Annotated in this window: 16 protein-coding genes; 4 read left to right on the top strand and 12 right to left on the bottom strand. The window is 68.8% G+C overall.

Annotated elements, in window-relative coordinates; translation table 11 throughout:
- Window position 1: 1 nt before the first annotated feature.
- Together ispH and AC2D80_RS02350 are read right to left on the bottom strand one after the other, a co-directional pair.
- Window positions 2-940 (bottom strand): 4-hydroxy-3-methylbut-2-enyl diphosphate reductase, encoded by a 939-nt coding sequence (gene ispH / locus AC2D80_RS02355; protein WP_484631371.1) that lies wholly within the window; start codon window positions 938-940, stop codon window positions 2-4.
- Window positions 941-989: 49 nt separating this feature from the next.
- On the bottom strand, window positions 990-1,436 hold the full coding sequence (locus tag AC2D80_RS02350) for an FKBP-type peptidyl-prolyl cis-trans isomerase (protein WP_484631370.1): 447 nt from the start codon (window positions 1,434-1,436) through the stop codon (window positions 990-992).
- Between the two features lie 76 nt (window positions 1,437-1,512).
- Here AC2D80_RS02350 and radC point away from each other — a divergent pair, with 76 nt between their 5' ends.
- Together radC and AC2D80_RS02340 are read left to right on the top strand one after the other, a co-directional pair.
- Window positions 1,513-2,205, top strand: a complete 693-nt coding sequence (gene radC, locus AC2D80_RS02345; RefSeq protein ID WP_484631369.1) for a RadC family protein — start codon at window positions 1,513-1,515, stop codon at window positions 2,203-2,205.
- Window positions 2,206-2,259: 54 nt separating this feature from the next.
- A complete protein-coding gene (locus tag AC2D80_RS02340) occupies window positions 2,260-2,895 on the top strand; it encodes a Smr/MutS family protein (RefSeq protein ID WP_484631368.1) in 636 nt (211 codons plus the stop codon).
- An 83-nt stretch (window positions 2,896-2,978) separates the two neighbouring features.
- Here the strand turns inward: AC2D80_RS02340 and AC2D80_RS02335 are convergent, their stop codons facing one another.
- From AC2D80_RS02335 to AC2D80_RS02290, 10 genes are all read right to left on the bottom strand, one after another.
- Window positions 2,979-3,398: a group II truncated hemoglobin gene (locus tag AC2D80_RS02335; protein WP_484631367.1), complete on the bottom strand. Its 420-nt coding sequence runs from the start codon at window positions 3,396-3,398 to the stop codon at window positions 2,979-2,981.
- 96 nt (window positions 3,399-3,494) lie between these two features.
- Window positions 3,495-6,026 carry an ABC transporter permease gene (locus AC2D80_RS02330; RefSeq protein WP_484631366.1) on the bottom strand — a complete coding sequence of 844 codons (2,532 nt, stop codon included), beginning with the start codon at window positions 6,024-6,026 and terminating at the stop codon, window positions 3,495-3,497.
- Between the two features lie 190 nt (window positions 6,027-6,216).
- Window positions 6,217-6,849, bottom strand: a complete 633-nt coding sequence (upp, locus tag AC2D80_RS02325) for a uracil phosphoribosyltransferase (protein ID WP_484631365.1) — start codon at window positions 6,847-6,849, stop codon at window positions 6,217-6,219.
- Between the two features lie 204 nt (window positions 6,850-7,053).
- On the bottom strand, window positions 7,054-7,956 hold the full coding sequence (locus AC2D80_RS02320; RefSeq protein WP_484631364.1) for a formate dehydrogenase accessory sulfurtransferase FdhD: 903 nt from the start codon (window positions 7,954-7,956) through the stop codon (window positions 7,054-7,056).
- 71 nt (window positions 7,957-8,027) lie between these two features.
- Window positions 8,028-8,381 (bottom strand): hypothetical protein, encoded by a 354-nt coding sequence (locus AC2D80_RS02315; protein WP_484631363.1) that lies wholly within the window; start codon window positions 8,379-8,381, stop codon window positions 8,028-8,030.
- 31 nt (window positions 8,382-8,412) lie between these two features.
- Window positions 8,413-9,549 (bottom strand): formate dehydrogenase subunit gamma, encoded by a 1,137-nt coding sequence (locus AC2D80_RS02310; RefSeq protein ID WP_484632631.1) that lies wholly within the window; start codon window positions 9,547-9,549, stop codon window positions 8,413-8,415.
- A 64-nt stretch (window positions 9,550-9,613) separates the two neighbouring features.
- Window positions 9,614-9,871, bottom strand: coding sequence for a hypothetical protein (locus tag AC2D80_RS02305; RefSeq protein ID WP_484631362.1), 258 nt, complete (start codon window positions 9,869-9,871; stop codon window positions 9,614-9,616).
- A complete protein-coding gene (fdh3B, locus tag AC2D80_RS02300) occupies window positions 9,868-10,470 on the bottom strand; it encodes a formate dehydrogenase FDH3 subunit beta (RefSeq protein ID WP_484631361.1) in 603 nt (200 codons plus the stop codon). Before fdh3B ends, AC2D80_RS02305 begins: the two co-directional genes overlap by 4 nt.
- Before the next feature lie 17 nt (window positions 10,471-10,487).
- Complete coding sequence (locus tag AC2D80_RS02295) at window positions 10,488-13,451, bottom strand: formate dehydrogenase subunit alpha (RefSeq protein WP_484631360.1); 2,964 nt, start codon at window positions 13,449-13,451, stop codon at window positions 10,488-10,490.
- Window positions 13,452-13,510: 59 nt separating this feature from the next.
- On the bottom strand, window positions 13,511-13,738 hold the full coding sequence (locus AC2D80_RS02290; protein WP_484631359.1) for a formate dehydrogenase: 228 nt from the start codon (window positions 13,736-13,738) through the stop codon (window positions 13,511-13,513).
- Window positions 13,739-14,190: 452 nt separating this feature from the next.
- Between AC2D80_RS02290 and AC2D80_RS02285 the strand changes: the two genes are divergently transcribed.
- Complete coding sequence (locus AC2D80_RS02285; RefSeq protein ID WP_484631358.1) at window positions 14,191-15,558, top strand: sigma-54-dependent transcriptional regulator; 1,368 nt, start codon at window positions 14,191-14,193, stop codon at window positions 15,556-15,558.
- Complete coding sequence (locus tag AC2D80_RS02280; protein WP_484631357.1) at window positions 15,551-17,677, top strand: sensor histidine kinase; 2,127 nt, start codon at window positions 15,551-15,553, stop codon at window positions 17,675-17,677. The genes AC2D80_RS02285 and AC2D80_RS02280 overlap by 8 nt, the downstream gene beginning before the upstream one ends.

Below are 17,677 nucleotides of genomic sequence, written 5' to 3'. Positions count from 1 at the left end.
TTCAGTCGAGCTTGAGCCCTTTGGGCAGCGGGAATTTGACGGTTTCGGTGAGGCCGTCCATGGAGCGCACCGCGATCACGCCGAGCGTCTTGAGCCGGTCGATCACTTGCCGCACCAGCACCTCCGGCGCCGATGCGCCCGCGGTGAGGCCGACGCGGGCTCGGCCCTCAAACCACTCGGGTCGCAGCTCGTCGGCGCTGTCCACCATGTGGGCTGGCGTGCCGAGCTTGAGGGCGACCTCGCGCAGGCGGTTGCTGTTGGAGCTGGTCGGGCTGCCGACCACGATCACCACGTCGACCTGCGGACTGAGCAGCTTGACCGCGTCCTGCCGGTTCTGCGTGGCGTAGCAGATGTCCTGCTGCTTGGGCTCCCGCACGGTGGGAAAGCGCGCCTTTACCGCCGCGAGGATTTCGGCGGCATCGTCCACCGACAGGGTGGTCTGCGTGACCACCGCGAGCTTGTCGGTCTGGGCCGGCGCCACGCGGGCCACGTCGGCGACGTCCTCCACCAGGTGAATGCCGCTGTCGAGCTGGCCCATGGTGCCCTCCACCTCGGGGTGGCCCTTGTGGCCGATCATGATGAACTCGAAGCCTTCGCGGTGCAGCTTGGCCACCTCCACATGCACCTTGGTCACCAGCGGGCAGGTGGCGTCGAAGATGCGGAAGCCGCGGCGCTCGGCCTCGTGCTGCACGGCCTTGCTCACGCCGTGCGCCGAGAACACCAGCGTGGCGCCGGGCGGCACATCGTCGAGTTCCTCGATGAAGATGGCGCCCTTGGCCTTCAGGTCGTTGACCACGTAGGTGTTGTGCACGATCTCGTGGCGCACATAGATCGGCGCGCCGAACTTGGCCAGCGCGTGCTCGACGATGTCGATCGCGCGGTCCACGCCGGCGCAGAAGCCGCGCGGCTCGGCCAGGATCACTTCCTGGGGTTGTGTCATGGGACGAACCTTTGCAAACAGGCCATGGGCTGCGCCGCGGGGGTGGCGCTCACAGCACGCCAATGAGTTGCACCTCGAAACGCACGGGCTGGCCGGCGAGCGGGTGGTTGAAGTCGAACAGCACGGCGCCATCGGCACGCACCTCGCGCACCGCCCCGGCGTAGCTGCCCAGCCCGTCGGGCGTGGGGAACTGCACCACGTCGCCCACCGCGTACTGCTCGTGGGGATCGCCCAGCTCGTTGAGCAGCTTGCGCGCGACCCACTGCACCATCTCGGGCTGGCGGGGACCGAAGGCCTCGCCCGGAGCGAGTTCGATCACGGTGTGGGTGCCTTCGCTCAGGCCAATGAGGCGCTGCTCGATGGCCGGGGAGAGCTCGCCGGTGCCCAGGCTGAGCGTGGCCGGCGCACCGGCAAACGTGTCGATGATGGCCTGACCCTGGGGGTCGGACATGCGGTAGTGCAGGGTGAGGAAAGAACCGGCTTGGACGGTGGTCATGGCGGGGGCCGCGTGGGGGGGTGTACCGGCAAAACCCGTATTGTAAAAACCCGCCACCCTGCGACGAGGAGACGCCATGGATGGCCTGGATTCCGGCGGCCTGAAGGCGCTGCCCCCCGACGCGCGACCGCGCGAAAAGCTGCTCGCCCGCGGGCCCGGCGCGCTGAGCGATGCCGAGCTGCTCGCCCTGCTGCTGCGCACCGGCCTGAAGGGCAAGAACGTCGTCCAGCTGGCGCAGGAGCTGATCGACACCTTTGGCGGCCTCGCCGGCCTGCTGCACACCGACGCGCAGAACCTGCGCCGCGTGAAAGGCCTGGGGCCGGCCAAACGGGCCGAGGTGGTCGCGGTGCTGGAGCTGGCGCGGCGGGCGCTGGCCCAGCAACTGCGGCGCGCGGCGCTGCTGGACAACCCCGATGCGGTGCGCGACTACCTGCAGCTTCAGCTCGGCGCCCTGCCCCACGAGGTGTTTGCCGTGCTGTACCTCGACAGCGCCCACCGCTTCGTCGCGTTTGAAGAGCTGTTTCGCGGCACGCTGGCCCAGACCAGCGTCTACCCGCGCGAGGTGGTGGTCCGGGCGCTGCACCACGGGGCCGCGGCGGTGATCCTGGCCCACAACCACCCCAGCGGCGAATCCCGCCCCTCGCGGGCGGACGAATCGCTCACGAGGGCGCTGCAGACCGCGCTGGCGCTGGTCGACGTGCGGGTGCTGGACCATTGCATCGTCGCGCGTGACAAGGTGACCTCCATGGCGGAGCTCGGTCTGGTCTGAGGGTTGCTGCGTCCGGGTGCCGCGCCACCGCCTGAGGCGCGCCACAATGCCCGCATGAAGGTGCATTCGCTGGCCGACCTCACCGCCGTGCGTCGCGCGCTCGCCGAGCGGGCGGCGCGCGACGCGGCCGCGCGCGAGGCGGAGCGGGTCGAACGCGAACGGCGCGACCGAGAGCGCCGCCTGTTTGAGCTGGCGGTGGGCCCGGTGCAACCGCTGCGCCGACACGGCCGGGTGGAGCCGGCGCGCGGTCAGGTGGAGCCGCTGCCCAAGCAGCGCCAGCGCGATGAGGCGGCGGTGATGCGCGAGGCCTTGTCGGACGAATTCGACGTCGAAACCCTGCTGCACACGGACGAACTGCTCAGCTACCGCCGCCCCGGCCTGGGCCCTGACGTCGTGCGCCGACTGCGCGAAGGCCGCTGGAGCATCCAGCGCCAGATCGACCTGCACGGCCTGCGCACCGACGAAGCACGCGAGGCGCTGGGCCGCTTCATCCGCGACAGCCACCACCTCGGCCTGCGCTGCGTGCGCGTGGTCCACGGCAAGGGCCTGGGCTCGCCGGGGCGCACGCCGGTGCTCAAGGGCCGGGTGCTGCGCTGGCTGGTGCAGAAGAAAGAGGTGATGGCCTTCGTGCAGGCCCGCCCGGCCGACGGCGGCGCCGGCGCGCTGGTGGTGCTGCTGCGGCCCGCCTGATCGGACAGGTCGGGCCGGCTCAGACCGGCATGGCACCGACGAAAGGCCGGCTCACGCCGACATGACCCGGGAGCAACGCCGGCTCACGCCGGCGTGTTGCGCATCCAGTCGGCGGTCTGGAAGAAGCTGTTCGCCAGGCGCTGGCGCAGCGCCTCGGGCACACCGGTCTCACCCATCGCCTGGTCCATGCAGGCCAGCCACTGGTCGCGCTCGAGGATGCCGATGGTGAACGGCATGTGGCGCATGCGCAGTCGGGGGTGGCCGAAACGCTCGGTGTAGTGCGACGGACCGCCCAACCAGCCACACAGGAACCAGAACAGCTTGTCGCGCGCGTCGTCCAGCGTGGTGCCGTGGGCCGCGCGCAGGGCGCGGTACGCAGGCTCGAGGTCCATCAGGTCGTAGAAGCGGTCGACCAGGGCGCGCACGCGGGCCTCGCCACCGATCCACTCAAAGGGCGTCTCAAAGGGAGGCTTTTCTTCGATGGGCCTAGGGGATTCGTTCATGTCAGTGACGGTGGTCTCAAGGGGCAAGGTGGAACTGGCGTGGTCAGGCCGTTGGTGCCGCCCCGTGAGGGACGCGCGCAGCGCGGCGGGGGGGTGTCATTGCACGGCGGCCTTGCGCAGCGTTTCCACCACCGGCGTGCGCAGCACGCTGCGCAGGCCCCACCAGCCCGCGGCCAGCGCGAGCACGGCGCCCGCCAGGCCGCCGGCCAGTGGTACCCAGGGCGAGGCCGTCCAGTCGAACTCAAACGCATAGCGCGCCAGCGCCCAACCGACGGCCACCGCCACCAGCGAGGCGAGCACGCCCGCCAGCAACCCGACGCCCAGCAGCTCGATGCGCTGCACCTGCTTGAGCAGGCTGGCGCGCGCGCCCACCGCGCGCAGGATGGCGAACTCACGCTCGCGCTCGGTGCGCGTGGCGGTCACCGCTGCCAGCAACACCACCAGACCCGCCGCGAGCGTGAAGACAAACAGGAACTCGATGGCGCCGATGACCTGCCCCAGCACGCGCTGCACCTGGGCGATGGTTTGCGTCATGTCCACGTTGGTGATGTTGGGGTACGCGCGCACCAGCGCGTTGTCGAAGCCAGCCGTGTCGGGCGCGCGGAAGGAGCTGATGTAGGTCACCGGAGCGTCGGGCACGGTGGTCACCGGGAACAGCACGAAGAAATTCACCCGCAGCGAGCCCCAGTCGACCTTGCGCAGGCTGGTGATGCGGCGCTCCACCGGCACACCGGCGATGTCGAAGGCCAGCCGGTCCCCCAGCTGGAGGCCCAGCTCCTCGGCCAGGCCCTGCTCCACGCTCAGGCCATCGACCTCCTCGGCCGTCCAGCGACCGGCCACGACCGGGTTGTGATCGGGCAGGACCGGGCTGTTGGAGAGGTTGAATTCGCGGTCCACGAGCCGCTGCGCCCGCTCGCTCGCAAAGTCGTCGGGCACCACGGTCCGGCCGTTGATGGCCACCAGCCGTCCGCGGATCATCGGGTACCAGTCGAAGTCGCGCACGCCAGCGTCCCGCAGCGTCTGCTGAAACGGCTCGGCCTGATCAGGCTGCACGTTGATGACGAAGCGGTTGGGCGCGTCGGGCGGGGTGGCGTTGCGCCAGCTGCTGATCAGGTCGGTGCGCAACAGCACCAGCAGGACGAGCGCCAGCAGGCCAACCGACAGCGCGCTGATCTGCACGACCGCAAACACCGGACGCGCGCTCAGCTGGCGCGTGGCCATCACCAGCGCGCGCGGCGCGGTGGCCTCGTTCACGCTCGCGCGCAACAGGCGCACGGCCAGCAGGCTGACCGCGGCAAACAGCAGCACAGCGGCCGCGAATCCTCCCACCGCGATCGCGCCCAGCAGCAGATCGCGGCTGGCGGCCAGCAGCAGCGCGGCAAAGCCCAGCACCCCCAGCCCCAGCACGCCCAGCGTGGCGGGCTTGAGCTGACCGACATCGCGGCGGATCACACGCAGCGGCGGCACCCGCGCCAGCTGCAGCACCGGCGGCAGGCCAAAGGCCATCATCAGCGTCAGGCCCATGCCCAGACCCAGCAGCACCGGCGTGGGGCCGGGCGCGGGCAGGCTGGCGTCCACCAGCCCAGCCAGCAGCAGCACGAACGCGTGATGCACGGCATAGCCCAGCGCCACGCCCAAGGCGCTGGCGAACAGGCCCACCAGCGCAAACTCCACCGTGTAGGCCCGCGCCATCGTGCCCTGCGAAAGGCCAAGCACACGCAGCATGGCGCAGTCGTCAAGGTGGCGCTGGGCGAAGCCACGGGCGGCGATCGCCACCGCGACGGCGCACAACAGCGCCGCCAGCAGGGCGACCAGGTTGAGGAACTTCTCGGCGCGGGCCAGCGTGCGCTCCATCTCGGGCCGGCCCGATTCGAGCGACTCCAGCCGCACGCCGCGCACCGCCGGGTCGGCGATGCGCCGGTCGGCCCAGGCGGTGAAGTCGCGCACCGCGCGCTCCGGCCCGGCCACCGCGAGACGGTAGTTCAGGCGACTGGCCGGCTGGACGAGGCCGGTGGCGGGCAGGTCGTCGCGGTGGATCATCACGCGCGGCGCGAAACTCATGAAGCCGGCGCCGCGGTCGGGCTCGACCACCAGCACGCGCGCGATCGTGAAGGACGTGTCGCCCAGCAGCAGCGGTTGCCCCACCCGGAGGTCCAGCGCCACCAGCAGCGCCGCGTCGACCCAGGCGGTGCCGGGTGACGGGATGTCGCGGGTGGCGGTGTCGGCGGTCTGGGCGTCGGGCGCCGTGCGCAGCACGCCGCGCAGCGGGTACCCCGGCCCGACCGCCTTCAGCGCCACCAGCCGCGCCGCACCGCCCTGCTCGTCCGGCGCACGGCCCATGGTCGGAAAGTCCAGCGTCTGGCTGGTCTGCAGGCCCAGGGCCCGGGCCTGCGCTTCGAAGTCCGGGGCCGGCGGGTTGTCGCTGCGCACCACCGCGTCGCCGCCGATCAGCGCCCGAGCGTCCCGCGCCAAGCCACCCTGCAACCGGTCGGCGAAAAAGCCGACCGCTGTCAGCGCCGCCACCGCCAGCGTGACCGCCAGCACCAGCAGCCGCAACTCCCCCGCGCGCCAGTCGCGCCGCAGCGAAGTCCAACCCAAAGACCAGAAGGAAGGCACTCGGTGTTCCATCCCGCCACCTTACCGGAGACCAGAAAACCGTGGGAGAGACCGGGCACGGCCAAGCCGCCGCATCACACCCACCCAACCGGCGCGAGGTGTCCCAAACCAGAAACACCGCGGATCCGGCTCCGCCGGTCCGCTGGTGTTGCCCCCCCTTTCAGGGGGGTGACGCGCCGCCCGGCGCGGCGCGGGGGGCGCTTTATTTCGTGCCGAAGATCCGGTCGCCGGCGTCGCCCAGCCCCGGCACGATGTAGCCGTGGTCGTTCAGGCCGCGGTCGATGGCCGGGGTGTAGACCGGCACATCGGGGTGCGCGTCGTGAAAGGTCTTGAGGCCTTCGGGGCAGGTCACCAGACAGACGAAGCGGATCGAGCGCGGTTGGGTCTTTTTCAGGCGGTCCACGGCCGCCACGGCCGAGTTGCCGGTGGCCAGCATCGGGTCGAGCACGATGACGTCGCGCTCGTGCATGTCCTGCGGCATCTTGAAGTAGTACTCGACCGCCTTCAGCGTGGCCGGGTCGCGGTACAGGCCGATGTGGCCGACGCGGGCCCCGGGGATGACCTGCAGCATGCCGTCGAGAAAACCGTTGCCGGCGCGCAGGATGGAGGCCAGCACGATCTTCTTGCCATCGATCACGCGCGACTTCATCGGCTCCAGCGGCGTCTCGATGTCGATTTCCTGCATCGGCATGTCGCGCGTGAGTTCGTAAGCCAGCAGGGCGCTGAGTTCGTGCACCAGCTCGCGGAAGCTCTTCGTGCTGGTGTCCTTGCGGCGCATCAGCGTGAGCTTGTGCTGGACGAGGGGATGGGCGATGACGTGGACGTCGCGGGGCATGGCGTGAAACGGTGAAGGGCGCGGCGCGCCCGGTACGCCGAGTTTAGGGTCTGTTAACGCTAGGGAAGAGCTCGCGCCGTACCGTCTCAGGGCACAGGGCGAGGCGCGAGTGAGGCCGCGTGCTCTCAGCACGCAACGAGCGGGCAACGACGCCCTGTGCCCTGAGACGGTACGGCGCGAGTCCTTCCCTGGCGTTAGCAGCCCCTAGGCGTGATCCGCCGCAGCCGGCGGCGCGGGCGGCACGGCATCCCACACCAGCCGCTCGGGGTGGGCGTAGCAGAGAAAGTGCTTGTGGGTGGCCCGCCCGATCGCGCACAGACCCACCCGCTGCGCCACCTCCAGCCCCATCTGCGTGATGCCGCTGCGCGACACCACCGCGGCCACGCCCATCTGGGCGCTCTTGATCACCATCTCGCTGGTGAGCCGGCCGGTGGTGTAGAACACCTTGTCGAGATCGCCCTCATCCGCCGGCGCTGCGGCGGCGTCATTCAGGGCCAGCCAGCCCGCGATGGTGTCCACCGCGTTGTGGCGGCCCACATCTTCGACGAACAGCTGCAACGCGCCCCCCCGGAACAGCGCGCACGCGTGCACCGATCCGGCGGACTTGTAGGTGCTTTCCTTCAGGCGGATGGCATTGACCATGGCATAGAGCCGCGACTGGCGCAGCACGCCAGGGGGCAACGACAGCCGGTCCAGCTCGTCCATCAGGTCGCCAAACACGCTGCCCTGCCCGCAGCCGGTGGTCACCACCTTCTTGGCCGTGCGCTCCTCGATGCGGTCGATCCCGGCGCGGGTGGTCACGCTCGCGGCCCCCACCTCCCAATCCACCTGGATCGCAGCAATCTCGTCCACCGAACCCACCAGCCGCTGGTTGAGCAGATAGCCGAGCACCAGCCACTCCGGGTGGGCGCCCAGCGTCATCAGCGTGACGAGTTCGCGCTTATCCACGTACACGGTGAGGTCGCGCTCCGCGGGCACCGACACCACCGACGCCACGCCAAACTCATTGACCACGGTCGTTTCCCGCGTGAGCGGGGCCTGCGCGGCGGAGAGCGTGGGCAAACGGCGCTGCAGGGAGGCTTGGGCGTCGGCGAGTTCGGTGGTCATGGTGGGAGTATGCGAGGGATGCCCAGCAAAAAGGCCCCGAAGGGCCTCTTTGCGTCGGGGGTACGACCCGGTCAGCTCTTCTTGGCTGGCGCGGCGGCCGGTGCCGCGGGCGCCGCCGGGGCGGCGGCAGCAGCCGGTGCTGCCGGGGCGGCGGGCGTGTAGACGAACGGGCCCGGGTCCACGCAGGCCGGTGCGCTCGGCGACGGGGACTTGCCCTTGGCCGAGGCCTGCTTGAAGTGGTTCGCGGCCGCGCGGTCCATCGACTTGCACAGCTGGTAGTTGGCGACCTTGTTGCCGTGGGCCGTCTTGGCGGCGGCCTCGGCGGCCTTGGCCTTGGCTTCCTCGGTCAGCACCGGGGCCGGCAGTTTGGCCAGGGCGGCACCGGCCAGCAGGCAGCCGGTGGCGAACAGGGCAAAGCGTTTCATCGTGTTTCTCCTCGGGATGGTCGGCCGTCGCTCAGGCCTTGGCGGGCTGGGCGTCGCCCGTGGCCTGCGGGGTGCGCTGCGCGGGGATCTTGCCGGCCTTGATGTCGTTGTACCAAAGCTCGTGGTGTTCCTTGGCCCAGGTCTCATCGACGTAGCCGGTCTTCATCGCGCTGTAGGCACCGCGCATGCCGACCGTGCCCATGTAGATGTGACCCATGAACATGGCCATCATCAGCACGGCGGCGCTGGCGTGGATCATGTGGGCGACCTGCATGTTGGCGCGGGTGTACTCCACGGCCGGGACGATCTTGTCCAGGAACACGCCGGAGCCGGCCACCAGCGCGCCCAGCAGGAACACGCCGCCCCAGAACAGCACCTTTTCACCGGCGTTGAAGCGGTGCGAGGGAACCTCGGTACCACTAAGCAGACCACCGCCCTTGAGCAGCCAGGTGATGTCTTCCTTGGACGGCAGGTTGTCGCGCACGAACACCAGGAACACCACGATCAGCGACACGACGAAGGCCGGGCCGACGAAGTTGTGGATGTTCTTCAGCGCGTAGGTGAGCCAGCCGAACAGCGTGCTGCCGATGATGGGCAACAGGAAGAACTTGCCGAACGCCATCACGATGCCGGAGATCGCCAGCGTCACGAACGCGATCGCGTTGACCCAGTGGGCCGCGCGCTCGAAGTAGGTGAAACGTTCGATCTTGCGGCCGGTCTCGGCGCCGTGCAGCTCGATGGTGCCTTTGGCGAAGTAGAACAGCGCCAGGGCCACACCCGCGATCAGCAGGATCGCCCCGCCGTAGGGAATGATCCAGTTGTTGCGCACCTGCCGCCAGGCTTCGCCCGCGGTGGTCATGCGCGAACCGGGGTACTGCACCATCGGCTGGATCAGGTTGCCCGACTCCAGGTACGGCAGGCTGCTGTAGCCGGTCACGCCCTGGCCCACGTCGCGCCACATGGGCGCGTTGTTGCCGGGCTGGACCTTGCCGCGCTCGGCATTGGTCTGGTTGGCGTAGTTCGGGTCCTTGGACGCGTCCGGCGCGATCTCGAAGATGTTCGCGCTCTTGATGCCGCCCTGCTGCTGCGGAGCGGCCTGCTGGGGCGCCGGCTCGACCGGGTCGACCTTCAGGGACTGGGCCTGGGCGATGCCCAGACCCAGCGCCATCAGGCCGCCGACCAGCCAGGCGCGCCAGACGGTGCGGTGGGTGGATTGCATGGCGCGGATCCCTTTACTGCTTCGGGGCCGTGGTGCGGCTGTACTCGTTCTGGCCGTACTGGGCGCGGGCCTTGAGCTGCGACTCCCAGCTGGTGCGGTCGCCCGCCTTCCAGCCGGCTTCCGCGTACTGGCTCTTGCCCACGCCGGTGTACGGCGCGGCGTCCATCTTCACGCCCGAGCCGGAGATTTCCTGCGGCTGGTCGCCGCAGGCAGCCAGGGTGACGGCCGCGAGGGCGGCCACGACGGTGAGGGTCAGTCGTTGCTTGTTCACGATTTCTGTCCTTGTGCAGAGCCGTAGGCGGTGCCCCAACCCCAGACCTCGGCGCCCTTGCCGCGCGTGAGCACCCGGTTGCGGAAGATGTCGGCCACCACGTCACCATCGCCCGCCAGCAGCGCCTTGGTCGAGCACATCTCGGCGCACGACGGCAGCTTGCCTTCGGCAAGGCGGTTGCGACCGTACTTCTCGAATTCGGTCTGGCTGCCGTGGGCCTCGGGGCCGCCGGCGCAGAACGTGCACTTGTCCATCTTCCCGCGCACACCGAAGGTGCCCTGGGACGGGAACTGGGGGGCGCCGAAGGGGCAGGCGTAAGAGCAGTAGCCGCAGCCGATGCACACGTCCTTGTCGTGCAGCACCACACCTTCGTCGGTGCGGTAGAAGCAGTTCACCGGGCAGACGGCCATGCAGGGCGCGTCGCTGCAGTGCATGCAGGCCACCGAGATCGACTTCTCGCCCGGGACGCCGTCGTTGAGGGTAATCACCCGGCGGCGGTTCACGCCCCAGGGAACTTCGTGCTCGTTCTTGCAAGCGGTGACGCAGCCATTGCACTCGATGCAGCGCTCGGCGTCACAGATGAATTTCATGCGTGCCATGTTGGGTTCTCCTTGCCTTACGCCTTCTCGACGTTGCAGATCGTGGTCTTGGTCTCTTGCATCATCGTGATGATGTCGTAGCCGTAGGTCGTGGCGGTGTTGACCGCCTCACCACGCACCACCGGCATCGCGCCATCGGGGTAGTAAGGCTTCATGTCCACGCCCTGCCAGTGGCCGGAGAAGTGGAACGGCAGGAACACGGTGTCCTTGTCCACCCGCTCGGTGACCAGCGCCTGCACATTGATGCGCGCGCCGGTGGGAGAGCTCACCCACACGCGCTCGCCGTTGCGGATGCCGCGGGCGGCCGCCGTCGTCGGGTTGATCTCGACGAACATTTCCTGTTGCAGCTCGGCCAGCCAGGGGTTGGAGCGGGTCTCCTCGCCACCACCCTCGTACTCGACCAGACGGCCCGAGGTCATCACCAGCGGGAATTTCTCGTGCAGCTTCTGCTCGACGTTCTTCGACTGGAGCGACTTGTACAGGATGGGCAGACGCCAGCGGGTCTTCTGGTCGTCGTGGCTGGGGTACTTGGCGATGAGGTCCGGGCGGGTGCCATAGACCGGCTCGCGGTGCTGCGGGATGGCGTCCGGGAAGTTCCACACCACGGCGCGGGCCTTGGCGTTGCCAAACGGGTGGCAGCCGTGCTTCATCGCCACGCGGATGATCGCGCCGGTGGGGTCGGTCTTCCAGTTCTTGCCCTCGGCCTTGGCCTTCTCGGCCTCGGTGAGCTCTTCCCACCAGCCCAGCTTCTTCAGCAGCACGTGGTCGAACTCGGGGTAGCCGGTGGTGATCTCGGCGCCCACCGAGTGCGAGCCGTCTTCGGCCAGCAGGGTCTCACCGTTGCGCTCGACGCCGAAGTTCGCGCGGAAGTTGCCACCGCCGTCCATGACGTGCTTGGAGGTGTCGTACAGGTTCGGCGAGCCAGGGTGCTTGAGCTCCGGCGTGCCGTAGCACGGCCAGGGCAGACCGAAGTAGTCGCCGCTCATGTCGTAGCCGGTCTCCTTGTCGACGACCTTGCCCTTGCACTTGAGGGTCTTCACGTCGAAGGCGGCCATGTTGCGCATGTGGGCCTTCAGGCGCTCCGGGCTCTGGCCGGTGTAGCCGATGGTCCAGACCGCCTTGTTGATCTCGCGCAGGATGGACTCGACCTCGGGCTCTTCCATGCCGCCCTTGCCCTTGACCATCTTGTAGTTCTTGACCAGCTCCTTGTCGAAGCCCAGCTTTTGCGCCAGCTGGTACATGATCATGTGATCGGTGCGGCTGTCCCACAGCGGCTGGATCACCTGCTCGCGCCACTGGATCGAGCGGTTCGACGCGGTGCACGAACCGCTGGTTTCGAACTGCGTGGCCGCCGGCAGCAGGTACACCGCGCGGTTCGGGTTGACGTTCTCACCCGGCATGGCCGCCATCGAGGCGGTGGCCGACGGGTACGGGTCCACCACGACCAGCAGGTCGAGCTTGTCCATCGCCTTCTTCATCTCCAGACCGCGGGTCTGCGAGTTCGGCGCGTGGCCCCAGAAGAACACACCGCGCAGGTTCGGACCCTGGTCGATGAGCTCGTTGTTCTCCAGCACACCGTCGATCCAGCGGGAGACGGTGATGCCGGGCTTCTCCATCATGCCGTCGGCGTACTTCGACTTGATCCAGTCGTAGTCCACGCCCCAGGTGGCGGCGTAGTGCTTCCACGAACCGGCGGCCAGGCCGTAGTAGCCCGGCAGCGAGTCGGGGTTCGGGCCCACGTCGGTGGCGCCCTGCACGTTGTCGTGGCCGCGGAAGATGTTGGTGCCACCGCCAGTGACGCCCACGTTGCCCAGCGCCAGCTGCAGGATGCAGGAGGCGCGCACCATCGCGTTGCCGATGGTGTGCTGCGTCTGGCCCATGCACCACACGATCGTGCCGGGGCGGCTCTCGTGCAGCATCTTGGCGACCTTGGCCACCTGCTCTTCCTTCACGCCGCAGGCTTCTTCCACCTTGTCCGGCGTCCACTTGGCCATGACGTCTTTCTTGACGTCTTCCATGCCGTACACGCGGTCAGCGATGTACTTCTTGTCTTCCCAGCCGTTCTTGAAGATGTGATAGAGCACACCAAACAGGAAGGGGATGTCCGAGCCCGAGCGGATGCGCACGTACTCATCGGCTTTGGCCGCGGTGCGGGTGAAGCGCGGGTCAACCACGATCATCTTGCAGCCGGTTTCCTTGGCATGCAGCATGTGCAGCATGGAGACCGGGTGCGCCTCGGCGGCGTTCGAGCCGATGTACAGAGCGACCTTGCTGTTTTGCATGTCGTTGTACGAGTTGGTCATGGCGCCGTAGCCCCAGGTGTTCGCCACGCCGGCCACCGTGGTGGAGTGGCAGATGCGCGCCTGGTGGTCGCAGTTGTTCGTGCCCCAGAAGCTCACGAACTTGCGCAGCAGGTAAGCCTGCTCGTTGTTGTGCTTGGACGAGCCGATGAAATAGACCGAGTCCGGGCCACTGGCGTCGCGCAGCTCCTTCATCTTGGCCACGATCTCGTCGTAGGCCTGGTCCCAGCTGATGCGCTGGTACTTGCCGTTGACCAGCTTCATCGGGTAGCGCAGACGGTACTCGCCGTGGCCGTGCTCGCGCAGCGACGCGCCCTTGGCGCAGTGGGCGCCGAGGTTGATGGGGGAGTCGAACACCGCCTCCTGGCGAACCCACACGCCGTTCTCGACGATGGCGTCCGTGGCGCAACCCACGGAGCAGTGGGTGCAGATGGTGCGCTTGACTTCAATCTTGCCGGTGCCATCAATGGACTTGCCGGCCGCGGCGTGCGACTTCTTCACCAGCGCGAGCTGGGAGGCCGCCAGACCGACGCCCACGCCCAGGCCCGAGCGGCGCAGGAAGGCGCGGCGGTCCATGGTCGGCAGCGCGGCGGCAAGGCCGCGCTGCAGGGAATTGATCAGCGTGGAATGGACGCGCGAGGCGTGTCCACCGGGGGAAGGGTTCTTTTTGGTCAGCAGCATGGGATGTCTCCTGGTCGGACAGTGCTGTGGTCGTGGGGCGTCGGGAAAGGGGTGACCGCTCAGATGCGGGTGGTGGCGTAGTACTGCTTGACGTGGGCCGTCAGCGAGTAGCCGCCGCCTTTCTTCGGGGCGGGCTTGGCCTCGGCGGCGGGGGCGGTGTCCTCGGTCACGCGCGGCAGCACAGCGGCGGCGGCGGCCAGGGCGCCCACGGTGGACGCGCCCGCGAACAGCGTGCGGCGGTTCATGCCGGTACGGGCCTCAGCGGGGGTGCGGGTGGACTGGGTCATGCATGTCTCCAGGGGTTGACGCATGCGCGCGCACACCACGTGCGGGCGCGTTGCATAAGTGGGAATCTAGTCCCGCCACCGTGGTGGTGCAAGCTGGATTGCCCGCCCGGCGATGGCTGTCTCACCGACTTGACAGCCGCCCCAAAAGACAAACGGGCCTCACGGCCCGTTGCTGCAGTTTTGCTAGCCAATTCCGTGCCAACTGCCACGGACACCCGTCGCGGAATCCGGGGACGGCCGCCGGGTTCCGAATTCAGGGATTACCCCTAAATCTTCAGTGTGCTTACGAATGGACACCCCAGGGTGACCGGTCAGCTTGTCGCAACCCGTTACGACAATTTGTCGTTTGCTCGCGAACCCTCAACGCCCTGTGCCGGCGTCGGATTTGCGCCAATATCCGAGTGATTTTGTGGGCCTCATCCGTAGAATCCGCGCCGGTGGAAGCCCCCCAGATGCCCCTGACCCCGCCCGCCGCCGATCGTTCCATCGAGGGCTGGCCCGACTGGTCGATCCTGATCGTGGACGACGAACAGGGCATGCTGAACTTTCTGGTCAAGACACTCGCCCCGCGGTGCCACTTCGTGATGAACGCGGGCAGCGCCGAAGAAGGCGCGCAGTGGCTGCGCAGCCACCACGTCGATCTGATCATCCTGGACATCTCGCTGCCGGGCAAAAGCGGCGTGGCCTGGTTGAAGGAACTGCGCGAACAGGGCTTCACGGGCGAGGTGATCCTGATCACCGCGTTCGCCGATCTCGACACCGCGATCGAGGCGCTGCGCGCCGGCGCCTCGGACTTCATCCTCAAGCCGTTCCGCGTGCCACAAATCCTGAACGCGGTGAAGCAGTGCCACGAGCGCGCGCGGCTGCGGCGCGAAAACTTCGTGCTGCGCCGGGCCATGGCGCGCACGCCGGTGCACCGCGCCGCGCTGGTCGGTGGCTCGCCGGCGCTGCACGCCTTGCGGGCCTCGGTCGAGCGCATCGCCTCGGTGGACAGCACGGTGCTGCTGCAGGGCGAATCGGGCACCGGCAAGGAACTCGTGGCCCGCGAACTTCACGCGCGCAGCGCCCGGGCCAGCGGGCCGTTCGTGCCGGTGAACTGCGCCGCGGTATCGCCCGAACTCATCGAGAGTGAACTCTTTGGCCACGCCAAAGGCGCGTTCACGGGCGCCACGCGGGCGCGCGACGGCCTGTTCCACTACGCGCAGGGCGGCACGCTCTTCCTCGACGAGATCGCCGAACTGCCGCTGCCCATCCAGGCCACCCTGCTGCGCGCGATCGAGGACCTCACCATCCGTCCGGTTGGCAGCGAACAGCAAGTGCCGCTGAACCTGCGCATCATCGCGGCGACCAACCGGCAGCTCAGCGAGGAAGTGGCCGCGGGCCGGTTCCGCAAAGACCTCTATTTCCGCCTGCAGGTGGTCGAGCTGACGCTGCCGCCGCTGCGCCAGCACAAGGAAGACATCCCGGCGCTGGTCGCCCACTTCATGGGGCAGCTCGCGCCCACGCTGGGCAAGGAAAGGCTCGTGATCAGCGAGCAGGAGATCGCCTTCCTGCAGCAGTACGACTGGCCGGGCAACGTGCGCGAGCTGCGCAACCTGATCGAACGGTCGCTGATCCTGGGGTCGCTCAACGTGTCGGCCCTGTATCCGACGCAGCCGGTGCGCAGCGTGCCCGAGGTCACCGATCTGCAGACGCTGGAGAAGATGCACATCCTCTCGGTGCTGGAGGCCGTGCAGGGCGACAAGACGCGCGCCGCTCAGCTGCTGGGCGTGTCGCGGCGCACGCTGGAGCGGCGCGTGGCCGAGTGGGGCGGTGCGTGACGCGGGCGGGGCGCGCGTGACGGTCTGGCGCACACCGCGCTGGCTGGCCACCTCGGTGCGGCGCAAGCTGCTGGCCATGGCCCTGCTGCCCTTGCTGGTGGCGCTGCCCCTGCTCTCGCTGGCGCTGTGGGTGTGGAGCGGTGAAACCTACGACCGGCTGCTGATCACCAAGGTGCGCAGCGACCTCGCGGTGGCCAACGGGTATTTCGAACAGGTGCTGGGCGAGGTCGGCACCGGCACGCTTGGCGTGGCCAATTCCCAGGCGCTGTACGCCGCCCTCAAAGGCCCGCGCGGCACCGATCGCGCTGCGCTGGGTGAGCGCCTGGCGCGCGAACGCGAACGGCTGGAGCTCGACTTCCTCGTCCTCTACGACGCCCAGGGCCGTCCGTTGCAGCGCGCGCTGCCCGATGGCCTGAGCGGCGCGGGTTCGCTGCCCTCCCCCGCCGCGATGCCGGAGCCGGTGGTGAAAAGCGTGCAGCCCGGCCGCAGCCGCTTCCAGAAGGCGCGGCTGATGGTGCTCGACGCGCAAGACCTGGCCCCGATGGCACCACACCTGTTGCCGCGCCTGCGCATCGGGCTCGTGCCCACCCGCAACGCCACGCCCAGCGAACGCGCCATCGAAGACCGCGCGCTGGTGATGCTGGCCAAGCTGCCGGTGCTGGACGAGCAGGGCGAGGTGCTGGCCTTGCTCGTGGGCGGCCTGCTGCTCAACCAGAACCTGGACTTCATCGACCACATCAACCGCATCGTCTACCCCGACGACGCCCTGCCGTTCGGCAGTCGCGGCACGGCCACCCTGTTCCTCGACGATGTCCGCATCACGACCAACGTGCGCCTGTTCCAGGACCAGCGGGCCATCGGCACGCGCGTCTCCCAGCAGGTGCGCGAGGCCGTGCTCGAGGACGGGCGCACCTGGCTGGACCGCGCCTTCGTGGTCAACGACTGGTACGTCTCCGCCTACGACCCGCTGCGCGACAGCCAGGGCGAGCGCATCGGCATGCTGTATGTGGGCTTCACCGAAGCGCCCTTTCGCCTGGTCCGCCACGCGTTGCTGGCCGTCATCGGCCTGATCTTCCTGGCGGTGATGGCGCTGTCCGCCTGGTTCTCGCTGCGCTGGGCGCGCAGCATCTTCCAGCCGGTGGAGCGCATGAACAGCACCATGCAGCTCGTCGAAGAGGGTCAGGGCACCGCCCGGGTCGGCGAGCTGGGCGCACGCGACGAGCTGGGCGCGCTGGCTGGCCACCTCGACCAGCTGCTCGACGTCATCGACGACAAGACTGCCACGCTGGAAGGCTGGGCGCGCGAACTCGATGCCAAGGTGGCGGAGCGCACCCGCGAACTGCAGGCCAGCAACGCCTCGCTGCAGCTCGCGCAGGCGCAACTCGTCAAGAGCGAGAAGCTCGCGGCCATCGGCCAGCTCACCGCCAGCATCGCCCACGAGATCAACAACCCGATCGCGGTCATGCAGGGCAACCTCGACCTGATCCGCGACACGCTCGGCAGCGCCGCTGCACCGGTGCGCGACGAACTGCAACTCCTGGACCAGCAGGTCGAGCGAATGCGCATCATCGTGACCCAGTTGCTGCAGTACGCGCGGCCCACCGAGTACGCCGGTTATGTCGTCTCGCTCGACATCAACCGCACCGTCACCGACTGCCTCGTGCTGGTGGGCCACCTGCTGGCCCAGACGCAGATCCTGGTGGAACGCGACCTGCGGGCACGGCACCCGGTGGCGATGAACCGCCAGGAGTTGCAGCAGGTCACCATCAACCTGCTGATCAACGCCATCCAGGCCATGCCGGCCGGCGGCACGCTGCGCCTGGAAACCGCCGACACGGCGGCCGGCGCGGAACTGCGCGTGATCGACAGCGGCGGCGGCCTGAGCCCCGATGCCCTGAGCCGGCTGTTCCGGCCCTTCTTCACGACGAAAAACGACGGCAACGGACTCGGCCTGTGGATCAGCCAGGGGCTGGTGGAGCGCTACGGCGGCAGCATCGAGGCCGCCAACCGCCGCGACGGCACCCCGGGTGCGGTGTTCACCGTGCGGCTGCTGACCGAGCCGCAAGCGCCGCCAGCGCCACCCACGGCCGACGGACGCCCGGCCGCGCTCGACGCCTGA

Source organism: Hydrogenophaga sp. T66 (genome assembly GCF_057219855.1).
Note: the sequence above shows the minus strand (reverse complement) of the source record. Positions and strands in the feature narration are given on the sequence as shown.

Bases quoted from the DNA above. Each gene is read 5' to 3' on its own strand.
- AC2D80_RS02320 (WP_484631364.1), bottom strand. From the start codon at position 7,956: ATGACCACCGAACTCGCCGACGCCCAAGCCTCCCTGCAGCGCCGTTTG.
- AC2D80_RS02315 (WP_484631363.1), bottom strand. From the start codon at position 8,381: ATGAAACGCTTTGCCCTGTTCGCCACCGGCTGCCTGCTGGCCGGTGCC.
- AC2D80_RS02350 (WP_484631370.1), bottom strand. From the start codon at position 1,436: ATGACCACCGTCCAAGCCGGTTCTTTCCTCACCCTGCACTACCGCATG.
- upp (WP_484631365.1), bottom strand. From the start codon at position 6,849: ATGCCCCGCGACGTCCACGTCATCGCCCATCCCCTCGTCCAGCACAAG.
- AC2D80_RS02340 (WP_484631368.1), top strand. From the start codon at position 2,260: ATGAAGGTGCATTCGCTGGCCGACCTCACCGCCGTGCGTCGCGCGCTC.
- AC2D80_RS02285 (WP_484631358.1), top strand. From the start codon at position 14,191: ATGCCCCTGACCCCGCCCGCCGCCGATCGTTCCATCGAGGGCTGGCCC.
- AC2D80_RS02295 (WP_484631360.1), bottom strand. From the start codon at position 13,451: ATGCTGCTGACCAAAAAGAACCCTTCCCCCGGTGGACACGCCTCGCGC.
- fdh3B (WP_484631361.1), bottom strand. From the start codon at position 10,470: ATGGCACGCATGAAATTCATCTGTGACGCCGAGCGCTGCATCGAGTGC.
- AC2D80_RS02330 (WP_484631366.1), bottom strand. From the start codon at position 6,026: ATGGAACACCGAGTGCCTTCCTTCTGGTCTTTGGGTTGGACTTCGCTG.
- ispH (WP_484631371.1), bottom strand. From the start codon at position 940: ATGACACAACCCCAGGAAGTGATCCTGGCCGAGCCGCGCGGCTTCTGC.
- AC2D80_RS02290 (WP_484631359.1), bottom strand. From the start codon at position 13,738: ATGACCCAGTCCACCCGCACCCCCGCTGAGGCCCGTACCGGCATGAAC.
- radC (WP_484631369.1), top strand. From the start codon at position 1,513: ATGGATGGCCTGGATTCCGGCGGCCTGAAGGCGCTGCCCCCCGACGCG.
- AC2D80_RS02310 (WP_484632631.1), bottom strand. From the start codon at position 9,549: ATGGCGCTGGGTCTGGGCATCGCCCAGGCCCAGTCCCTGAAGGTCGAC.
- AC2D80_RS02335 (WP_484631367.1), bottom strand. From the start codon at position 3,398: ATGAACGAATCCCCTAGGCCCATCGAAGAAAAGCCTCCCTTTGAGACG.